Annotated in this window: 21 protein-coding genes; 7 read left to right on the top strand and 14 right to left on the bottom strand. The window is 54.9% G+C overall.

Annotation, left to right across the window (positions count from 1 at the left end; genetic code table 11):
- Both RRY12_11160 and RRY12_11155 read left to right on the top strand, forming a co-directional pair.
- On the top strand, positions 1–1,518 hold a 1,518-nt coding region (locus RRY12_11160; GenBank protein ID MEG2185228.1), incomplete at its 5' end, for an S-layer homology domain-containing protein.
- 128 nt (positions 1,519–1,646) lie between these two features.
- Positions 1,647–2,408, top strand: a complete 762-nt coding sequence (locus tag RRY12_11155; GenBank protein MEG2185227.1) for a hypothetical protein — start codon at positions 1,647–1,649, stop codon at positions 2,406–2,408.
- Between the two features lie 87 nt (positions 2,409–2,495).
- On the opposite strand, the gene RRY12_11150 is transcribed toward RRY12_11155, so the two are convergent.
- Positions 2,496–3,113, bottom strand: coding sequence for a TetR family transcriptional regulator (locus RRY12_11150; protein ID MEG2185226.1), 618 nt, complete (start codon positions 3,111–3,113; stop codon positions 2,496–2,498).
- A gap of 532 nt (positions 3,114–3,645) precedes the next feature.
- Between RRY12_11150 and RRY12_11145 the strand changes: the two genes are divergently transcribed.
- The 4 genes from RRY12_11145 (at position 3,646) to RRY12_11130 (ending at position 10,220) form a co-directional block, all read left to right on the top strand.
- Positions 3,646–4,278, top strand: coding sequence for a TetR family transcriptional regulator (locus tag RRY12_11145; protein MEG2185225.1), 633 nt, complete (start codon positions 3,646–3,648; stop codon positions 4,276–4,278).
- A gap of 72 nt (positions 4,279–4,350) precedes the next feature.
- Entirely contained in the window at positions 4,351–5,574 is a 1,224-nt protein-coding gene (locus RRY12_11140) for an efflux RND transporter periplasmic adaptor subunit (GenBank protein ID MEG2185224.1), read from the top strand.
- 3 nt (positions 5,575–5,577) lie between these two features.
- Positions 5,578–8,721, top strand: a complete 3,144-nt coding sequence (locus RRY12_11135; protein MEG2185223.1) for an efflux RND transporter permease subunit — start codon at positions 5,578–5,580, stop codon at positions 8,719–8,721.
- Positions 8,721–10,220: a TolC family protein gene (locus RRY12_11130; GenBank protein MEG2185222.1), complete on the top strand. Its 1,500-nt coding sequence runs from the start codon at positions 8,721–8,723 to the stop codon at positions 10,218–10,220. The genes RRY12_11135 and RRY12_11130 overlap by 1 nt, the downstream gene beginning before the upstream one ends.
- Before the next feature lie 103 nt (positions 10,221–10,323).
- Here the strand turns inward: RRY12_11130 and RRY12_11125 are convergent, their stop codons facing one another.
- The 13 genes from RRY12_11125 to RRY12_11065 form a co-directional block, all read right to left on the bottom strand.
- On the bottom strand, positions 10,324–10,890 hold the full coding sequence (locus RRY12_11125; GenBank protein ID MEG2185221.1) for a hypothetical protein: 567 nt from the start codon (positions 10,888–10,890) through the stop codon (positions 10,324–10,326).
- 12 nt (positions 10,891–10,902) lie between these two features.
- A complete protein-coding gene (rnc, locus tag RRY12_11120) occupies positions 10,903–11,604 on the bottom strand; it encodes a ribonuclease III (GenBank protein MEG2185220.1) in 702 nt (233 codons plus the stop codon).
- Complete coding sequence (gene fabF / locus RRY12_11115) at positions 11,604–12,857, bottom strand: beta-ketoacyl-ACP synthase II (GenBank protein ID MEG2185219.1); 1,254 nt, start codon at positions 12,855–12,857, stop codon at positions 11,604–11,606. The genes rnc and fabF overlap by 1 nt, the downstream gene beginning before the upstream one ends.
- Positions 12,858–12,908: 51 nt before the next feature.
- Positions 12,909–13,160, bottom strand: coding sequence for an acyl carrier protein (gene acpP, locus RRY12_11110; GenBank protein MEG2185218.1), 252 nt, complete (start codon positions 13,158–13,160; stop codon positions 12,909–12,911).
- A 77-nt stretch (positions 13,161–13,237) separates the two neighbouring features.
- Entirely contained in the window at positions 13,238–13,984 is a 747-nt protein-coding gene (gene fabG / locus RRY12_11105) for a 3-oxoacyl-[acyl-carrier-protein] reductase (GenBank protein ID MEG2185217.1), read from the bottom strand.
- Complete coding sequence (gene fabD, locus RRY12_11100; GenBank protein ID MEG2185216.1) at positions 13,984–14,931, bottom strand: ACP S-malonyltransferase; 948 nt, start codon at positions 14,929–14,931, stop codon at positions 13,984–13,986. The genes fabG and fabD overlap by 1 nt, the downstream gene beginning before the upstream one ends.
- Positions 14,928–15,875 carry a nitronate monooxygenase gene (locus RRY12_11095; GenBank protein ID MEG2185215.1) on the bottom strand — a complete coding sequence of 316 codons (948 nt, stop codon included), beginning with the start codon at positions 15,873–15,875 and terminating at the stop codon, positions 14,928–14,930. Before RRY12_11095 ends, fabD begins: the two co-directional genes overlap by 4 nt.
- A gap of 13 nt (positions 15,876–15,888) precedes the next feature.
- Entirely contained in the window at positions 15,889–16,857 is a 969-nt protein-coding gene (locus RRY12_11090) for a beta-ketoacyl-ACP synthase III (protein ID MEG2185214.1), read from the bottom strand.
- Complete coding sequence (plsX, locus tag RRY12_11085) at positions 16,844–17,857, bottom strand: phosphate acyltransferase PlsX (GenBank protein ID MEG2185213.1); 1,014 nt, start codon at positions 17,855–17,857, stop codon at positions 16,844–16,846. Before plsX ends, RRY12_11090 begins: the two co-directional genes overlap by 14 nt.
- Positions 17,851–18,441, bottom strand: a complete 591-nt coding sequence (gene fapR / locus RRY12_11080) for a transcription factor FapR (protein ID MEG2185212.1) — start codon at positions 18,439–18,441, stop codon at positions 17,851–17,853. The genes plsX and fapR overlap by 7 nt, the downstream gene beginning before the upstream one ends.
- Positions 18,442–18,642: 201 nt before the next feature.
- A complete protein-coding gene (gene rpmF, locus RRY12_11075) occupies positions 18,643–18,843 on the bottom strand; it encodes a 50S ribosomal protein L32 (GenBank protein MEG2185211.1) in 201 nt (66 codons plus the stop codon).
- A gap of 81 nt (positions 18,844–18,924) precedes the next feature.
- The gene (locus RRY12_11070; GenBank protein ID MEG2185210.1) at positions 18,925–19,509 is read right to left on the bottom strand and encodes a DUF177 domain-containing protein; all 585 of its coding nucleotides are present in this window, start codon (positions 19,507–19,509) and stop codon (positions 18,925–18,927) included.
- 18 nt (positions 19,510–19,527) lie between these two features.
- Positions 19,528–20,724, bottom strand: coding sequence for an acetate kinase (locus tag RRY12_11065; GenBank protein MEG2185209.1), 1,197 nt, complete (start codon positions 20,722–20,724; stop codon positions 19,528–19,530).
- Between the two features lie 85 nt (positions 20,725–20,809).
- Between RRY12_11065 and RRY12_11060 the strand changes: the two genes are divergently transcribed.
- Positions 20,810–21,084: nucleotidyltransferase family protein (locus tag RRY12_11060; protein MEG2185208.1), on the top strand; the 275-nt coding region annotated here is incomplete at its 3' end.

Genomic DNA, 21,084 nt, shown 5'->3' with positions numbered 1-21,084 from the left:
GTGGCAATGGCCGCTCCGGCGATGGCAGCAACAAACCCGTTCATGGATGTACCCCAGGGACATTGGGCTTATGACGCAGTAGCGCTTCTCGCTTCACGCGGAATCGTCTCCGGCTATCCCGACGGCGCATTCAAGGGCGCTCAGCCCGCAACACGTTACGAAATGGCGTCAGTAGTAGCCCGTGCGCTCGTAACCATCGATGCGGAAAAGGCAAGCAAGCAGGATCTCGAGCTCCTCAAGAAGCTCGTCATGGAGTTCAAAGACGAACTTGACGCTCTCGGCGTGAAGGTCGACAAAATCGACAAACGCGTAGCGGTCATCGAAGAGCGCCTCGGCGGATGGAAACTTGGCGGACAGTTCTGGTTTGACGCCAACTTTGCAGGCGGCGACCAGGCAAGAAGCGCTTACACAGAAAGCGGTCTCGACACCGACTTCCAGAAAGACCGTTTCCGTCTTACGCTGCAGAAGCAGATCGACGCAAACACAAACTTCTACGCACAGTTCCGCGCTGGTAGTGAATCTTCAGGCGGTAAGAGCGGCTATGGCGATGTGGATGGTTTCAATATCCGTCAGGTCTATGTCGATTCAGTGCTCCCCTACGGCGTCAATTACCGCGTTGGACGTTTCTTCCTGGACTTTGAAGGCGACCACGGACTCTATGTTGACAACGATGCTATCTTCGGCGACTATCGCGTAGACGGTTTCCAGTTTAAGAAAACATGGAATACATTTACGGCGACAGGCGTTGTAGGCCGCAATACCGGTTATGATAACCCCATCGGCTATGCTTTTGCTGGCGATGATGAGTTCAACGCAAGTTTCATGAACTACGCAATCGACCTCTTCTGGCAGCCTAACGAAAAGTTCTTTGCCGGCATCAACGGCAACTGGATGCTTGAAGACGGCGACGCCATGTGGTCAAACAGCGACATGGACGTTAAAACTTACAGCGTCTATGCGTCTTACAGCTTTAATCCGTCAATCACCCTCCAGGGAACCTACTACTGGCAGGATCTTGGCAGTGATGTCGTAGCCTTCGGCAACGCCGACAGGCAGACAGGTTACGCGACAGAAGACAGCCCGCAGGCATGGAGAGCTACACTTGATATCAAACAGGATCTCCTTAAGTTCACAGGATTCCGCTTTGAATATCAGCAGCAGGACAATACTTTCGCTGGCGTAAGAGATCCTTACAGCTTCGGCGTTGATTCAGCAACAGTCGCGTCAATCTCTGACAATATGCCTTGGAACAACGGCACTTCAAAACTCCTCTTCGCCTATGCAAATCAGAAGTGGAATGACAAATGGAGCAGCTACATCCGTTATGAACAGGCCGACTTTGATACAGAGGGCCTTGATGACGCTAAGGGATTCGGCGCCGGCGTAACATACCAGTACACGCCCGCTATCGCTTTCCGTCTCGCCTATGATCAGGTTGACTACGGCAGCGACAATCTTGCCGGATTCAATAACGACAAGGATCACGTCTTCCAGTTCCGTACAGCGATCAATTTCTAATTTAACCGTGTTAAAAACAGAGGCCTTCGGGCCTCTGTTTTGTTAAATGCCTTTATTTATTTTATTCTGGCTTATACGGCTTTATCAAGCAAAAATATTACAGAAAAGATGACAGGAGGAGACATTTCGTGAAAAAAAAGCTAGTATCAGTGTTAAGCCTAGCGGCGCTACTCTGCGCTATGGCAGTCCAGCTCGCGCACGCCGACACCTTTGACCAGGTGTTCGACAGATGGACGAAGTCACGCAAGTACATCGGGGAGGACAGGCTCAGCAATCTGGAGATAAAGGCGACCTACTACTCCGCCGAGTTTATTGAGGCGTATCTCCAGCGGGAGGCGAAAAAGAACCTCTGGACACAGCAGGAGTTGGACGATTATAAGTACAAATTCCTGAGCGCGCTCAAACTGGATGAGATGATACCTATACAGATAGAATTTAACAACAACGCGGAAACGATGTACTTAGGCCCGTTTGACATCATGGTCAAGCTGCAGATAAAGAATAAAAGTTATAAGCCTGTGGATTATGACAAACGATTCAATTTTAAATTCCAGGGCAAAAAAGAGGGGCTCGTCTATTTTCCGCGTTACGACGAACAAACCGGAAAGGACCTTCTTGCCGGGGTAAAGACGGTAACGCTTGAATTACGCAATTCGATAGCGCCAACTGTCACAAAGGGGCAGCCGACGAAGTTCATCTGGGAAATCTCAAAGGACGACCCGCAAAAACTCTATCAGGGAACTACGGCGGCAAGAATAGAATCGGAGCGTCTATTAAAGCGCATGGAAAAACTGCGTAAAGACGAGGCCGAAGAGGACGCTAAAATTAAGGCCATTCGCAGCGAACTGACAACCATCAAGCAAAGGCTCGACGAACTGGCCAAACAGTAAAAATTCAGATAAAGCACTATCAAAAAAGCGCCGAGGGCTTGGAAGCCTTCGGCGCTTTTTTGATAGTGCTTTTCGTCGTTTCCAGCTTTACAGCACCATCGACCTCAGCGTCTGTTTAAAGGAGTCAAAGAGCAGTTTGTCGTATTTTAGGAATCCTTCGGGGAGCATGTTTTTTGTCTGGAGCATGCGCAGGCCGGAGAAGACGGAGGTGATGACGGTGGCTACCTTTTCCGCCTCTACATCCTGACGTATGACGCCCGCTTCCTGAGTCCTTGTTATGTAGCTGCCGACTATCTTTCGCTCCATCTCGAGCGCTTCGTTCATCATCTCAAATATATCGCGCCTAAGCTCTTCCGGCCAGTCGTGATTGCGGGAGACAAGCGCGTACAATTTCGCATAATGCTCCTCGTCGAGCGGGCGCGTGAGCATTTTGTTGTAGAACGAATAGAGCGTCTCGTCGGAGAGCGGATCCACCAGAGAGTTTATGGCCCTCTGTACGGTGATGTCGCAGGCCCGCTTCGCTATCTGCTTTAAGATGTCTTCTTTATTTCGGAAGTGCCAGTAGATGGCGCCTTTGGTGACGCCGATGGCGCGGGCTATCTCCGTGAGCGAGGTGTTTGTAAAGCCGCGCTCGATGAACATGTCCGTCGCAGTATTCAATATTTCGTTGCGGGTTTTTTCCGCTTCTTCTCTCGTCTTACGCAAAAAAATTCCTCCACACCGACATTTTAGCTATTATGCCTATTGCCGCAATTTATTCGTGATCCCTAACATTCTTTACGTTTTACAAAAAACGCAGCCGCAGGGATATTTCGCATCATGGGCTTTAGTATAACCCCTAACACGCGCTTTCGCAAAACCAACGCGCGGGGCGCGCCTCTTCTTAGTTGATGATAATACAATATCGTCAATTATAGTAGCGGATTTTTTTAACGCGCCGGTTTTATAGATACCTTTGGGCCGTAAATTACAGTAAAAGGCGCTTCTTGTGAAAACTGTGCAAAACCGCTCTGCGCCCACACGTATGCTATCTTTTTGCGTGAAGCCGCAAGCGGCGGCCTCTATTTTCCTTTTCCGCGCACGGCCATAGCGGCAAAATGCAACAAGTTATCCACAAATTTAAAAACGTTTGAATTGTCTTGCATACTAAAAGTATCCCTTTATTCCTTTGACTTACATATCCCCCAGTACGTATAATCCAGAGACTTTATTTTGGAGCACAGCCGGAGGTGAAACGATGAGGAGAACAAAGGAGGAGGCGCTTGAAACGCGCGCGCTCATTCTTGAATCGGCGCTTGACATATTCAGCGCGAAAAATTTTGAGAACACTTCTATCACAGAGATAGCGCAGCGCGCAGGGCTGTCAAAGGGCGCCATCTACTGGCATTTCAAGAATAAGAACGACCTTCTGGTGCAGCTTGTGGAATCGATATGCCGCAACGGAGAGGACGATCTGCGCCGCGTCTTTGAGCTTGCCGACAGCGACGCGTGCCTGCGAACTTATTACAAAAAGGCGCTCACGAAGGCGTTTGAAAACCACAGATACCAGAAGATCCACAAGATGATGCTTCGGCGCCGCTACGAGTGGCCGGAGGATGTTCAGAACAAGGTGCGGCGTCTCATAACAGATTCGTCGGAGCGCGACAGGGAGATGGTGGAATTGCTTATCGTCAGGGGGCAAAAGAACGGCAAGATAAGAAAGGACGTCTCGGCAAAGGCCGTGGCGGTGCTCATAAGCTCCATATTTTTCGGCCTGAGCGTGATGCAGCTCTCGGACAAGCTGCCAAAGGAGTTCCCGGGCTATACGGACATTCTTTTTGACGCTTTTGACAGGGAATTGAGCGCAAACGGCTATCTGATAACACTATGACATATATTGGGCCCGCTTTGTGTGTGCGAGCCCGCGATCCCCATAGAATATGAAAGAGAAGGTGCTGTATAAATGCAAAGCTCCAACGATTCAAATCAAAAAAAAGATGTCGAAGTAAGCGGCGGGCGCAAGCCGCGCTGGGTAAAGATAACGGTAATGGCGGCGTTGGCGGCGGCCGCGCTCTTTGGGTTCAAAGCGCTCACCGGCGGAGAAAAACAGCAGGCGCAGGCGCAGGCGGAACCTGTCGTCGTCGTGCAGCCGGTTGAAAAGAAAGACCTTTCGTCGCAGCCTTCCGAATACGTAGGCCGCGTGGAGGCGATACAGTCCGTCCAGGTGAGGCCGCAGGTCTCAGGCGAGATAGCGCGCGTCTGCTTCAAGGAGGGTTCCATCGTTAAGGCCGGTTCTCCGCTCTTTCAGATAGACCCGGCGCCGTTTGAGGCGACTGTGGCGCTGCGACGCGCGGAGCTTGAAAAGGCTAAGGCCTCTCTTGCCGACGCGGAAAAATATTACAAGCGCGTGAACGCGGCGGACGCAAGAGCGGTCTCCGCGGCAGAGAAGGACACATCGGAAAGCAGCGTGCTGCAGTGGCGCGCTTCTGTCTCTCAGGCGAAAGCGGCCCTGCGCCTTGCGGAAATAGATCTTAGCTACTGCCGCGTCACGGCTCCAATCACAGGAAAGGCCGGCAAGGCTAATTTTACAAAGGGAAATTATGTGACGCCCGCAAGCGGAGCGCTTGCCTCTATAGTTCAGATGGATCCTATACGCGTTTCTTTTTCGCTGCCGGACCGTGATTACCTCGATCAGATGGAATTTTTCAAAAATGACGGCTCCGTTTATAAGACGAAGCTGATGCTGAGCAACGGCTCGTATTTTGAAACGCCGGGCAAACGCGACTTTGAGGACAACACCGTCGAGCTTCAGACAGGCACGGTGATGATGAACCTTCGTTATGCAAACGAAGACGGCATGCTCATCCCTGGCGCTATGGTGCGCATTTTCACGCAGCCTGTGAAGAGCCGCATCGTGACAGTCATCCCGCAGACCGCGATAATGGCGGACGCAAAGGGCGACTTTGTCTATCTGCTTGGCGCGGACAATACGGTGCGCGACGCGCGCGTCACTCTCGGGCGCGAGCTTGGCGCGGCGCGCGAGGTGACGGCCGGCGTCGAGGCCGGCGACACTGTGGTGGTGGCTGGGTTGCAGAACCTGCGCCCCGGCGTCAAGGTGAAAGTAGAGGCAGCGGGCGCCTCCAACGCGCTTGAACAGGTCTCCGGCGGAAAGAACGAGGCAAATTAACCGATGTTTGCAAAATTCTTTATAGACCGGCCGCGCTTTGCGATGGTCATCTGCATACTGATGGCCCTTGCCGGCGTGATATCGGCATTTTCTCTGCCGATTGCGCAGTATCCAGACGTCACTCCGCCCCAGATACAGGTGAAGACGATGTACCGCGGCGCGGACGCCGTCACTCTAGCAAACACCGTAGGCACTCCTATGGAGGAGATGGTGAACGGCGTCGAAGGCATGATATATATGAATTCCACGTCAAGCAACAACGGCGAGTATACGCTTAACGTCACATTCGCCACAGGAACGGACTCGGATATGGCGCTTGTCCGCGTTCAAAACCGCGTCTCTCAGGTGACGCCTCAGCTGCCATCAGAGGTAACGGCGGAAGGCATCACAGTTGAAACGTCGTTCTCGGACACGCTTGGATTTCTCGCCTTGTCATCGCCGAACGGCACGTATAACGAACTGGAGCTTATGGACTACGCCTATTCAAATATAATGAACCCGATGAAGCGCATCTATGGAATGGGAAACGTTCAGGTCTTCGGTTCAAAGTACAGCATCCGCGTCTGGCTTGACCCGGCGCGCATCACATCGCTCGGGCTTTCCATAAACGATATCGCCTCCGCCATCAAAAGCCAGAACAAACAGGCCTCCATAGGCTCTATAGGGGCGACGCCGGGCAATACCGACTCGCCTTTGGTCTATTCGCTGCAAACGAAAGGGCGGCTGTCTAGCGTAAAAGACTTTGAAAATATCATCGTCCGCACAAACGCGCAGGGCGGCGTAGTCAAGCTCAAAGACGTCTCCCGCATAGAGCTAGGAGCGGAGACCTATAATATGCACGCTCTGGTAAACGGAGCGCCAGCCGCCATGATCTCGATATCGCAGGCTGCCGGTTCAAACGCACTCGACGTCATGGCCGGGGCGAAAAAAACGATGCAGCAGATATCGTCCGCGATGCCCGATGACATGAAGCTTTCGATAAATTACGACTCTACGCTTTACGTCAAGGCGACCATCAAAGAGATACTGACGACGCTGCTTCTGACCTTCATACTGGTCGTTCTGGTATGTTATCTCTTTCTGCAGGACTGGCGCGTCACTCTGGTTCCCGTGGCCGCCATCCCGATATCGCTGCTCGCCACCTTCGCTGGACTTGCGGCGCTTGGATACAGCATCAACATTCTTTCGCTCTTCGGGCTTGTGCTGGTCATAGGCACCGTCGTAGACAACGCCATCGTCGTCGTCGAACGCGTGCTCTTCGTCATGGACCGCGACAAATGCACGCCGGAGCAGGCCACGATACAGGCCATGTCGGACGTCACAGGGCCTATGGCCGCGACCACGCTCGTTTTCCTCGCCATCTTCGTCCCGGTCGGATTCATGAGCGGAATCACGGGGCAGATATACAAACAGTTCGCGGTAACTATTTCTTTTGCCGTCGTCTTTTCGCTCATCGTGGCGCTCACGCTTTCGCCGGCAATGTGCGCTCACATGCTGCGGCAGGTGAAGCCTGCGAAGCGCGGGCCGCTCAAATGGTTCAACGATGCTCTCGCCAGCACGACGCGTGGATATGTCGCGGGTTCCGTATGGCTCGCGCGGCGCACGCTCGTCTCGCTTTTAGCGCTTGCCGCCATCATAGCCGCCTGTTGGATAGTATCGGTGACGACGCCTACGTCGTTTATCCCTGACGAAGACCAGGGCGCCGTCTTTGCTGCGGTCCAGCTGCCGGAAGGCGCGGCGCAGCCCCGTACTCAGAAGATAGTGCGCGGCATGGCGAAAGAATTTATGAAGCTGCCGGGAGTGCAGGACGTGCTGAACATCGAGGGCTACAACCTGATGGGCGGCAACGGAGAAAACGTAGCCTCCTTCGTTCTGCCGCTAAAGCCGTGGGACCAGCGCACTACAGAGGAGACTCAGGTCGCGTCTATAGTGGCGAGCATGAACAAGATCGCGGCAAAGTACCCGGGGGCGAAGACGAACGTATTTACGCCTCCCGCCATCATGGGGCTTGGAATGGCCTCCGGGCTTGACATGCGGCTTCAGTCCACGCTGGAGAACGACCCAGAGCGTCTTGCGCAGGTGATGCGTTCGCTGTTGGCAGACCTCAACAAAGCGCCGGAATTTCTGTACGCCTTCAGCACCTTCACGTCGGACACGCCGCATCTTTACCTCGACATCAACCGCGAGAAGGCGGAGCTTATGAACGTCCCCGTTTCGTCGATCTTCTCTACGCTGCAGACCTATTTCGGCTCAGCCTACATCAACGACGTCAACCTCGGCACTCAGGTAAACCGTGTCATGCTCCAGTCCGACTGGAATTACAGAAGCAACATCGAAAGCATCGGCGGCGTCTTCGTGCAGAACGCGGCGGGACAGCAGGTGCCTATGCAGAGTCTTATGTCGGTGAAAAAAACTCTCGCTCCGCGCACGATAGACCGCTACAACCTATACCCAGACGCCTCCATCACAATAGTGATGAAGCCCGGCTATTCCTCTGGGCAGGGCATCGCGCGCGTTGCGGAGCTGGCGAAGAAGCTCCCCGCCGGATATAAGTACGAATGGTCTGGAATGACCTATCAGGAGCAGGATTCGCAGGGCGGCATCATGATGGTGCTCGTGATTGCGCTCGTCTTCGCCTATCTCTTCCTTGTAGCTCAGTACGAAAGCTGGACCGTTCCGGTGCCGGTCATGCTGTCGCTGCCTGTCGCCATGTTCGGCGCGTTGGGCGGCCTTTGGGTGATGGGGCTTTCCCTCTCCGTATACGCTCAGCTTGGGATACTGCTGCTCGTCGGCCTTGCCGCAAAGAACGCTATCTTGATAGTCGAATTTGCGAAGGAGCAGCGCGAGGAGCACGGCCTGCCTCTCATACAGGCGGCGGCAACGGCTGCGGGCGAACGTTTTCGCGCTGTGCTTATGACGGCCTTCACCTGCGTTCTCGGCGTGCTTCCGATGCTCTTTGCCTCAGGAGCCGGCGCCGGCTCACGAAAGGCGGTCGGCACGACGATGTTCTTTGGAATGAACGCGGCTACTATACTTGGGATATTCATCATCCCGGCGCTCTACGTAATATTCCAGGGCGCGCGTGAAAAGATAAAAGGGCGCGTAGGAAACGCCGCTAAAAAGGAAGGACAGGGTGAGGCGCAGTGATGAATTTTTTCAATAAACGCGCGGCGCAGGCGCTTATCGTAGCGGCCCTTTCAACGGGAACGGCCTTTGCCGGCGCAAAGAGCGAACTGCCGGCGGCGGACATCAGACTTTCGCAGACGCCGTGGACGGAGCTTGCGCAGCTCTACCCGGTGGCCGCGGTATCCTCCGACGTTTCAGAGGCGCTTACGCCCGCGAGGCTTGCAAGCTGGTGGGATTCTTTCAACGATCCCGCGATGACGGAACTTATCACAAAGGCGCTTGCAAAAAACAGAAGTCTCGCGTCCGCACAGGCAAAGGTGACGGAGGCGCGCGCGGCGCTTGGGATAAGCAGATCCGCGCTGCTTCCGTGGCTTGACACAAATAATTTCTGGACGAGCGGCAGAACGCCGGAAGCGGCCGGAGGAAACGGCAGCGGAGGCAACCTCTACAGGCTCGGCATAGACGCGTCGTGGGAAATAGACGTATTCGGAGGCCAGAGCGCTAAAGTAAAGGCACAGAAGGCGACGCTTGAGGCGCAGTATGCGGCGCTTTTTTCCACATGGACCTCGCTTTCCTCCGAGGTGGCTATGAACTACATTTCTCTGCGCACGCTCCAGGAGCGTCTTGAGATCGCAAATTACAACCTCTCGCTTCAAATGAACTCCGTCGAGATAGAGCAGTCAAAGGTCGATTCCGGCCTCTCCGATTCTCTTGCGTTAAAACAGGCGCAGTACACGATGGAACAGACGAAGGCCATAATCCCCGGCATCGAAGCCTCGATAGAGCAGGTGAAAAACGCGCTTGCGATACTCACGGGCGAGGTGCCCGGCACGCTCGAAGCAGAACTTTCACCAAAGAGGCCGATACCGCAGCTTGAGGACAGAAAGTACATCGGCATCCCAGCAAACGCGCTGCGCCAGCGTCCCGACATCCGTCAGGCGGAACGAATGCTCGCCTCACAGCTTGCGCGCAAGAAATCCGCGCAGGCGGAGCTTTTGCCGAAATTCTACCTCACCGGCTCCATCGGCACGGAGGCGGGAAACTGGGGCGGCCTTTTTGAAGGGCCTTCCAAGCTCTACAGCTTCATGCCGCAGATAAGCTGGCCAATTTTTCACGCGGGAGCCATACGCAGCAACATCAAAGTGCAGGGCGCGATAGCGGAACAACTGATGAACGCCTACGAACAGACCGTGCTCACAGCCGTTGGAGAGGTGAGAAACGCACTTTCCGCGAACGTGCAGGAGTACGAAAGGAACGCGTCGCTCAAACGCGGCATGGAGGCGGCGCAGGCGGCGCTTGACGTGGCAAATGACAAGTACGCAAACGGACTTGTCGATTTCACAAATGTCATCAACGCGCAGCGTTCGCTCACCTCTTTATCGGAGGAATATACGATAAGCCGCGGGCAGATATCGACAAACGCCGTTCAGCTCTTCAAGGCTCTCGGCGGCGGCTGGCAGCCGATGGAAGAGGCGCAGCTCGCGTTGGCTGCGGCGGCGCAGAAAAAGGCGGCCAAATAACCGCGGCAAGCGACGGGCCGCTCCATCAAACCTAACGCAACAGACCAGCAAGCGCCAAAGCTTTATGCTTTGGCGCTTATTTTTATCCAGCCGTCATGTGCCGCTATTGATCGAAGACAGCGACGCAGCTTATCTCTATTTTGCCGTTTTCTTTTAACGTGGCCCTCATGCTTCGCGTAAGCGAATAATAGACGTAGGGCCTCTCTTTGTCCTGCGCCTTTACGGTTATATAATAGGCGCGCGTGATGTCGCCGTTGGTATCGGCGTAGGGCTGGATATAGGGCAGGCGCCTCTTCCCCGCCTCCTGTGCGAATGAGGGCGGATAATAGAGGTCGGAGGCCTCCGCTGTGAAAATATATTTTTTGTATTTCTCTTTGAGGGCGTCAAATAAAGCGGCGGGGACGGCAAGAGCCGCCTCGTTCTTTGGCGCGGCATACAGCGTGTAGTCGTGAGGGTCGGCGTTTGCCGCGACGTAGCCGCGAAACCATCTCTCGGCGCAGGCCGCGGCGAAGCAGGCGGCGTTTTCCAGTTCCATTCTTGCTTTGATCTCGCCTTTTTCTTCAAATCGTTCGCTCACCACAGCTGTCGCCAGCGCAAAGAGCATTATCGCGGCTGCGCCGAGCGTCATTATTGTGGATATAAAGACAAAACCTTTTTTGCCGCGCAACATTAGGATGGAGGTTTAACGGTCTGGCTGCGTCATTTCCTTAAGCGTCATTTCAGCGGCCTTAAATTCGGCCTCCTGCCTCGTAGCGCCCCACGCTTCGGCCATGATCTTACCGCAGCTTATGAGCTGTATCTTGAAGTTCGAGGCGTGTTCGGGGCCGGTGCGTTCGGCAAGATGGTAGTGGGGCACGCCCATGCCGCGCTGCTGATAATATTCCTGTAGGACGGTCTTCGGATCTTTTACAACGTCCGCGCCAGATATTTCGGCCTTTGTATCAAGGAAAGCAGATATTGTTTTTGCGGCGGCGTGGAAGCCTCCGTCTATAAATACAGCGCCGAAAAGCGCCTCAACGCAGTCCGCGGCTACTGAGTCCGTCGGGCCGCATTTTACGAGGCTTTTGCCTACGCGTATGAGCGGCTTCAGCCCAATCTCGGCAGCCCATTTGCTGAGGCTGTTCTTGCAGACTATCTGCGCCCTGAGGCGCGTCATCTGGCCTTCGTCGCAATCTGGGCAGGCATGGTAGAGCCTGTTTGAAGCAACCAGCTCCAATACTGCGTCGCCGAGAAATTCAAGCCTTTCGTTGAACTTCACGGCGTTTTCGTTCGCGTAGGAGGAGTGCGTCAAAGCCTCTTCCAGCAGCGCGCGGTCTTCAAAGCTGTAACAGAGTTTTTTTTGAAGGGCGCGAAGAAGTTCTTCGCGCCCGGTTTCGTCGGTCATTATTCCTTGAAGCTCTCTATCGCGAGCACTCCGTTGTGCCCCCCAAAGCCGAAGTTGTTGATTATCACTCTGTCCACTTTCGCATGAACGGCGTGATTCGGCACTGTGTTGAGGTCGCAGTCCGGGTCTGGCTCTATCTGGTTTATTGTTGGATGGACGATGCCCTTTTCTATAGCAAGCAGCGATGCTATCGTCTCTATGGCGCCCGCAGCGCCGAGGCCGTGTCCGACCATTGATTTGGTGGACTGCACCATTACCTCTTTATATTTGTCGCCCAGGAGGCGTTTTATCGCAAGCGTCTCCATTTTATCGTTGAGCGGCGTCGATGTGCCGTGAGCGTTTATCAGGTCTATCTGTTCGGGGCGCCATCCGGCCTTTTTGACGGCCATGGCCATTGCGCGGTAGGCCCCGTCGCCGCCCGGGTCCGGCGCTGTGATGTGATGGGCGTCGCATGAGAGGCCGTAGCCCGTCACTTCGGCGTAGATGTGCGCGCCGCGCGCCTTCGCGTGTTCGTATTCTTCAAAGACAAGAATGCCCGCGCCTTCGCCGATGACGAAGCCGTCGCGTTCTTTGTCGAATGGGCGTGAGGCGTGCTTCGGGTCGTCGTTGCGCCCCGAAAGGGCCTTCAATGAGGCAAAGCCGGCGGTCGCTATCGGCGTCACCGCGGCCTCTGAGCCGCCTGTCAGTATTATGTCGGCATCCCCGCGCACTATGCAGTTGTATGCCTCGCCCATGCTGTTTATGGAGCTTGCGCACGCCGTGACGACCGCCATGTTCGGGCCTTTGGCTCCGAATCTGATGGCTACGTATGCGGCGGACATGTTTGTTATCATCATCGGCACCATGAAGGGGCTGACTCTGTTTGGGCCTTTGTCAAACAATATGCGGAAGTTGTCTTCTATTGTTCCTATTCCGCCTTCTCCGCTTCCGACGTAGACGCCGAACATTTCTTTGTCCAGCTTTTCAACGTCAAGGTCCGCGTCTTTTACGGCAAGGTCGGCGGCAGCTGCCGCGAAATGCAGCACTCGGTCTGTGCGGCGCGCCTCTTTTTTGTCAAGCCAAAGCTCAGGGTCAAAATTTTTGACTTCGGCTGCTATCTTGTTGTTGTGTTTTTCCGTGTCGAACAGGGTTATATAATCCGCGCCGTTTTCTCCGCGCTCAAGTGCTTCCCAGAATGCGTCTTTTCCTATCCCGATTGGAGTAACGGCACCACAACCTGTGATTACCACTCGTCTGTTGTTCATTGGCGTCATAGGCTCCCTCCTTAGTTAGAAGGCCGCGCTGAGGCGGCCTTCCGAGTAATCTTAGTCTTCTACAGAGAGCTTTGTCTTTACGTAGCTCATCGCTTCGCCGACTGTCGTCAGCTTTTCGGCGTCTTCGTCGGGGATCTCGATGTCAAATTCCTCTTCGATGCCCATGATGAGCTCGACTATGTCAAGCGAGTCTGCGCCGAGGTCTTCAACAAATGACGCCTCCGGCTTGATCTGTTCCTCTTCCGCGTTGAGGCGGTCCATTACGATTTCCTTAAGTTTGAGCTGTACTTCTTCCATTTTCATGATGTATCTCTCCTTTTACAGTTTTTAGCTTTTTTGTTGTTTTATGTCAAAAGCCCCATTCGGCTTTAGAACCATTTTTAGCGCATTGTTATGCCGCCGTCAACAGCAATTACCTGTCCCTGAATGTACGACGCTCTGTCGGAGGCGAGAAACGCGGCAAGTTCCGCCACGTCCTGCGCCGTCCCCGCGCGAGCTGCCGGGATCGTTTCAATGAACTTTTCGCGCAGCTCCTGCGGCAGCACTGAGGTCATGTCCGTCTCTATGAAGCCGGGCGCTATGACGTTCGCCGTGATGCCTTTTGCTGCGACTTCGCGCGCCAAGCTCTTTATGAAGCCGGTGACGCCAGCTTTGGCGGCTGCGTAGTTGCACTGGCCGGCGCTGCCGGTGAGCCCGTTTATCGACGAAAGCGCGATGACGCGGCCCCATCTGCCCTTTAGCATCGGGCGCACAGCCTCTTTCGCGCAGTAGAAGAGCGAGCTGAGGTCTGTTGTTATGACGTCGTCCCAGTCGGCCTCTTTCATGCGCATCAGAAGGCCGTCTTTTGTGATGCCGGCGTTGCAGACGAGAATGTTCACAGGGCCAAGCTTTTCAGCCGCGGTTTTGAACATTTCTTTGACTTCGGCCGCGTCCGCTACGTTTGCCTTTATAACGACCGCTTCGCGGCCAAGAGCGCGTATTTCAGCCGCCGTCTCTTCCGCAGGCCCCTCGGAGCGGCTGTAGTTCACAACTACGTCGCATCCCTGACGCGCAAGTTCGACCGCTATCGCACGTCCTATGCCGCGTCCTGCGCCTGTTACAAGCGCGATTCTTTTATCCTGCGTCATTAGGCTTCTTCCTTAAGGTACTTGGCGGCGGCAAGCAGCTCGTCAGAGTTAGATACGGCGTAAGGGCGTCTGCCCTTGCATATCTTTCTGATGAGGCCCGAAAGCACGCTTCCGGGGCCAAGCTCTATGTAGCCTTCGATGCCGTCGTTCTGCATCTCAAGCACTGACTGCGACCACATTACCGGTGAGAAGGTCTGGTCGTAGAGCGCCTCGCGTATCGCCGGTATCTTCTGGACGTGGCGCGCGTTTGCGTTTGCTATTATCGGCATCTTGGGAACATGCCATTCCACGGACTTGAAGGCCTCTTTGAGCTCTTCGGCCACCGGACGCATTAGCGCGCAGTGGAAAGGAGCGCTTACCCTAAGCGGCACTATCTTCGCCGTGTATTTCTGCTCCACGAGCGCCATCGCTCTGTTTATCGCGCCGGTGTGGCCAGATATGACTATCTGCGTCGGAGAATTGATGTTCGCCGCCTGGCAGACTTCGCCCTGCGCGGCCTCCGCGCATATAGCGCTTACGTCGGAAAGTTCAAGGCCTATTATGGCAGCCATAGACCCCATGCCTATAGGCACCGCCTCCTGCATCAGCGCGCCGCGTTTGTGGACGAGGCGAACTCCGTCCGCAAGAGATATGGAACCGGAAGCTACAAGCGCCGTGTATTCCCCGAGGCTGTGCCCCGCCATACATTCAGGCTCAAGCGCCGTGCCTATCTCCTGTTCGAGCGCCCTGTACATAGCGACGCTCACGGTGAGGATAGCGGGCTGCGTTATCTCGGTGTGGGCCAGCTCTTCGGGAGTGCCTCCGAAGATGATTGAGCTCAGCGAGAAGCCAAGCGCATCGTCAGCCTCGTCAAAGACTCTTTTTGCCGAGGCGTAGCGATCATAGATGTCTTTTCCCATTCCGGGGCGCTGTGCGCCCTGGCCAGGGAAGATCATTGCATATTTCATCTGTCGTACCCCGCCATTTCTTTAAAGATATTGTTCATCTGAGAGATAATGCTCTCAATAATGACGGCCGCGGGTTCTATTTTGGTGACGAGCCCCGCGGACTGGCCGGACATAAATGAGCCCATTTCAACGTCGCCCTCGACTACCGCAAGGCGCAGCTTGCCGGCTCCGAAGTTTTCCATCTCTTCGGCCGTGGCTCCGTTTTTCTCAAGCTCTTCAAACTGTTTCGTAAATTTATTTTTCAGCGCGCGCACTGGGTGCCCAAGGGCTCGTCCTGTGACGGCTGTGGCGCGGTCTCCGGCCTTTATGATCTTTTCTTTATAATTGATGTGGACGCTGCATTCTTCCGCGCAGACAAAGCGTGTTCCAAGCTGGATGCCGGTCGCGCCAAGCGCAAAGGCCGCCGCCGCCCCGCGTCCGTCGGCAATGCCGCCCGCCGCGATTACGGGGATGCTCACAGCATCCACCACCTGCGGGACTATGTTCATCGTTGAGATGTCGCCGATGTGTCCGCCCGATTCCATGCCCTCCGCTATGACGGCGTCCGCGCCCTGTTTTGCGACGCGCTGCGCGTGCGCAACAGAGGCGAGCACCGGGATGACCGTCGTGCCGAGCGGTTTTAGGCGTTCGATGACGCGGCTTGGCATTCCAGCGCCGGTCGTCACGACAGGCACTCTGTATTTTGCCGCCAATTCGAGCGCGTCGGGCGCCGTCTGCGACAGCAGCATGATGTTTAGCCCGAAGGGTTTGTCCGTCATCGTGCGTATTTTAATAAGCTGCTGTTCCAACAGCTCCGGCGGCATGTTGGCAGCCGCTATTATTCCGAGGCCGCCGCCGTTGCTCACAGCGGCCGCCAGGTTCGCGTCAGCCACCCACGCCATGCCGCCCTGTATGAGGGGATATTTTGTCTTTAAAAGCTTTGTTACCGGATTATGTTCAAACATGCTCTTTGCTCCTTTATGCCTCGTAAAGCAGCGCGCCCAGCGTCATGCCGGCTCCGAAGGAGGTGAACATTATCTTCTCTCCGCTGTTTATCTTTCCCGCCTTCATGGCTTCGTCAAGTGTGATGAGAAGCGAAGCGGCCGAGGTGTTTCCGTAATTTTCGAGGTTCGTCAGAGTGCGTTCCATCTCAACGGAGAGGCGCCTGAAAAGACCGTCTATTATTCTGGTGTTCGCCTGATGGAGCACCCAGAAATCTATATCCTGCGGCGTGACGCCGGATTCGGCGCAGAAATTTTTAATGAACGGAGGCAGATGGGTGTTTACGAATTTAAAGACCTCCGAGCCTTTCATGTGGAGCATGCGGTGGTGCTCGCTGCCTTCGTCTTCGAAGGTGAGCAGTTCATATTTTGTACCGTCGGCCAGTATTTCGCCCGCGGCAAACCTGCCCTCGCCCTCTTCCGCGCGTGAGAGCACGCAGGCGCCAGCGCCGTCTCCGAAGAGTATGCAGGTGGAACGGTCTTCCCAGTTTATGATGTCGGCAAAGTCCTCAGCGCCTATGACGAGCGCGTGCTCCCAGATGCCGCTTGATATGCCGGCAATGGCTGTGAGCATAGCCGTAAGGCTTCCTGTGCAGCCGGAGATGACGTCATAGGCGCCTGCTGAGGCTGCGCCTATCCTTCCCTGCACCTTTGCCGCCATACAGGGGCAGAGGGTTTCGGGGGAATTGGTCGCCACTATGACGACGTCTATTTTCGCCGGGTCTATCTTTGCGTCCGCTATTGCGTCAAGCGCCGCAAGATAGGCAAGGTCGCTGCACTTCTGGTCCGGCGCCGCGAAGTGGCGTTTTCTTATGCCCGTGCGCTCAAGTATCCATTCGTTGTTCGTATCGACTATTTTTTCAATGTCGAAGTTCGTAAGCACCTTTTCAGGTATGTATTTCCCCGTTCCTGCTATTTTTACGGGATTTCCTTTAAACAGTCTCATTGTGTTCACCTCGCGCGATCTCTTCGCTTATCCGGTCTAAGCCGTTTTGTTCTATAAAATTTGCCGCACCGAGAACGGCGTTTGCTATGGCGGCCGCCTTGGAGCGTCCGTGCACCTTGACGACGCTGCCGTTGACTCCAAGCACTGGAGAGCCGCCGTATTTTTCCCAGTCAAATCGTCCCATGACGCGTTTCATCGCGGGCCACATGAAAAAGAGTCCTATTTTGGGAAGTGTGTGGTGCATGTATTCCTCTTTGAACTGATTTTTCAGCAGCTCGCCGAGCCCTTCTCCAAATTTTATGAGGACGTTGCCAGAAAAACCGTCGCAGACTACTACGTCCGCCACTCCCGACGGGATGTCTTTGCCTTCGGCGTAGCCCTGAAAATTGAGCGGACTTGCCTCTATCAGTGCGCGAGCCGCGGCTATCACTTCGTCGCCCTTCGTCATCTCCTCGCCGTTGCAAAGAAGACGCACCGAAGGATTTTCCACGTTTTGAAAAAGCTTCATATATATGGAGCCCATCTGCGCGAACTGAAGCAGATTTATCGGCTTGCAGCGCACCGTGGCGCCTACGTCCATCAAAAGAGTGGAACGGTTCAGCACCGGAAGCACCGCGCCAAGCCCAGGACGGTCGATGCCGGGAATGCGCCCGAGCAGAAGCACCGCGCCCGCAGCAATGGCTCCCGTGCTGCCGGAGGAGACGATGCCGTCCGCCTCTTTTGAACGGACCATATCAAACGCACGGACGAGGCTTGAATCTTTTTTTCGCCTGATCGAAAGCGAAGGCGAGTCGCTGCCCGAAATTGTTTCGGTTGTATGCACAACGCTTATCCTCGAACGTACATTTGCTTCGGCCTTTTCAAGGATAGGTTCGATTTTTTCTTTGTCGCCAGTAAGTACGACCGAAAGGTGCGGTTTTTCTCTGCAGGCGGTTATAGCGCCTTTGCACGGTTCCTCGGGCGCGTGATCTCCGCCCATTGCGTCCAGTGCTATCAGCATAGTTCGTCCCCCAATTTTTCGGTATTGTGAGCCGCTATGGCGGCTACCACGAATCGCCCGACAAAGACCTCTCTGTCGCCGATACGCGAGTGCACGCTCACGACATATTTATTGCCCTTGTGCGTGCCGACCTTCGACCTTGCGATGATCTTTTCTCCGATATAGGACGGACGGCAGTATTTAAGGCGCGCCGCCGCCACTACGACCATCTCCGCGTCTATCGTGGCTATCGCAAGCGACGCCGCCTGCGCGTAAATATAATAATCTCCCACCATGTCCGTCTGCCGGAAAACCATCTCGGGGTTTGTGGAGAGCATCGAAAGCGCCCATTTATTTGGTTCCAGCTCCAGCAGCTCGCCTACGACCTCCTCCGCGCAAAGCGACTTGAGGCGGCTTGTGGCGTGCTCCGCCATCAGGCGCATACGCTCGCGCAGTTCAGGAACGGCTAATATCCCCCGGTCAAGCCGAACGGTGCTCAGGCTCACGCCAAGCTCCGCGGATATCTCTTCGTCCGTGAGGAGCGGATTGGTCTCTATCAGTTTTAAAAGCTGCCTGTGACGCTGTTTTCGGACTTCCGATCGCATCGCGCTTCTCCTTTGGCACTTAAATAAAAAATCTATTTAAGAGCAGGTCATAACACCAGACAAGATATTATATCTGAGGGGAGTTGTCAATAGGGGAAGAAGAATTTTAATTATTGAAAATCTAAAAACAAAGAGAGGGAATATCAAAAAAAATCGGGACGGCTCATCACTCTGCCGTCCCGTTTCTGACTGTAATAAAAACTAGTCTGTTGCCTTTTCCTCTGCGATCTTAACTACCTGACGTCCTTTATAGTAGCCGCAGGCAGGGCAGGCGCGATATGTTTCGATCACTTCTCCGCAGTGCTTGCAGGATGTGAGAGCCGGAGCCTCGAGTTCGCCGAGCCACTGTGACTTGCGGTTATGTGTACGTGCGTGGGATACTCGTCTTTTTGGAGTTGCCATGTTCTGTTTCCCCCCTTAAATCTTCGTCGGAACATTTTTCCAACTGGACAATTTTATCACTAAATTAATTTTTTTGCATTACTATTTATGGTCATCTTGCATTAAATTACGCAAAATGTCAAATCTCGGGTCCTTCGTCTCCTTTTTGCAGCCGCACGGCCCCTTGTTCAGGTTCGCGCCGCACTGCGTACAGAGCCCCAGGCAGTCGTTTGAGCAGACAAGAGCCGCGGGAAGCGCGGTGATAAGCGTCTCCCAGATCATCTGGCCCAAATCTATCTCGTCCTCCCATGAGTCGAGCTCGATTATTTCTTCTTCGCCGTCGCGCATCTCCTCCGGCTCGTCCTTCGCGTGCTGTTCGCGGCGCAGAGAGAAGATATATCTCAGCTGTCCGCTCACGTCGGCCTCAGCGGGTTCAAGGCAGCGAGAGCACGGAGCAGAAACGCGCGTACGCAGCGAAACGGAGGCTAAGATGCGGCCTTCCGAGAAAAAGGCCTCGACCTCGACCTGCGGGTCTTGGAGCACCGTATATATCTGGTTCCAATAGCTCACGGGCCTGTCAACGGCGACTGTAAAACTGTCTTCGTACGGAGAGCCATCCTTCGGCACCGCGGGAAGGACCAGTCTGTGCTTCCAGTTTTGGGGAGCCTGTTCCAGATATTCTGTCATTTTATCTTGCTTCGCTTCCTATGCTTCTTCGACGCACTTCTTGGTGTCGCGGGCGATGACCATCTCTTCGTCCGTAGGCACGACCATGACTTTCACCTTTGAGTCGGGCGCGCTGAAGACGACCTCTTTGCCGCGGCAGTTGTTCTTTTCCGCGTCGATCTTTATGCCCATGAACTCCATGTTCTCGCAGACCTCTTTGCGGAAGCCGATGCCGTTTTCGCCGATGCCGGCCGTGAAGACGACCGCGTCTACTCCGCCCATCTCTGCGGCGAAGGAGCCGATGTATTTTTTGACGCCGGCTATGAGGATGTCCTGCGCAAGCTTCGCGCGCTCGTTGCCGTTTGCCGCGGCCTCTTCGACGTCGCGAAGGTCGCTTGACACGCCGGAGACGCCGAGAAGTCCAGACTTCTTATGGACCATGTCGCTCACCGCCTGCGCGGAGCCAAGCTGCTCCATGAGGAAGATCATGACGGAGGGGTCGAGGTTGCCGCTGCGCGTGCCCATGAGGACGCCTTCCGCCGTGCCGTAGCCGAAGGAGGTGTCCACTGACTTGCCGCCGTCTACTGCGGTGATGGAGCTGCCGTTTCCGAGATGGCAGGTGATTATCTTGAGCTCTGAGATGGGCTTGCCTAGTATCTCAGCGGCGCGGTTCGCCACATATCCGTGGCTTGTGCCGTGGAAGCCGTAGCGGCGAACGCGGTTGTTCTCATAATACTCGTAGGGGATGCCGTAGATGAACGATTTGGGCGGCATCGTCTGATGGAAGGCCGTGTCGAATACGACGACGTTGGGCTTGCCGGGGAGGGCTTCCATGACGGCTTTGAGACCCTGAAGGTTCGCCGGATTATGGAGCGGCGCGAGAGGAATGACCTCTTCGATGCCCTTGACGACGTCCGGCGTGACGAGCACCGACTTCGTGAATTTCTCTCCGCCGTGGACTATGCGGTGGCCCGTCGCTGAAAGCTCGTCGAGGCTCTTGAGCGCGCCCTGCTCGGGATCCACAAGAATGTCAAGCACGTACTTGATGGCTTCGGAATGGTCCTTGAACGGGACTTCGCGCGTGACGGAGTCCTGACCGGTCTTTGTGTGTTTGATGCGTGAGCCTTCGATGCCGATACGTTCGACAAGGCCCTTGGCCAGCACCTTTTCGCCGTCGGTGTCGATGAGCTGATACTTAAGTGAGGAGCTGCCGCAGTTGAGAACTAATATTTTCATTGGAACTGAATTGCCTCCCTTGATCTGATTGTACCGCCGCTTTGTGGTATCCTTTAGCAGATATCAAAAAGGACGGTGAATCTTTATGTTCTTTCCCGCTGTCGGGATTGTTGCCGAATATAACCCGCTTCACAAGGGCCACCTGTATCACATAAACGAGGCGCGAAGGATATCTAGCGCCGAATGCGCGGTAGCCGTGCTCTCCTCCGATTTCGTCCAGCGCGGCGAACCCGCGCTGCTTGACAAATGGACGCGCGCTGAAGCCGCGCTTTCATGCGGCTGCGACCTTGTGCTGGAACTTCCTGTCCTTTGGTCGTCACACAACGCCGGCGTTTTTTCAAACGGCGCCGTAGACCTGCT

The sequence above is a fragment of the Cloacibacillus sp. genome, from assembly GCA_036655895.1.
Taxonomy (GTDB): domain Bacteria; phylum Synergistota; class Synergistia; order Synergistales; family Synergistaceae; genus JAVVPF01.
Note: the sequence above shows the minus strand (reverse complement) of the source record. Positions and strands in the feature narration are given on the sequence as shown.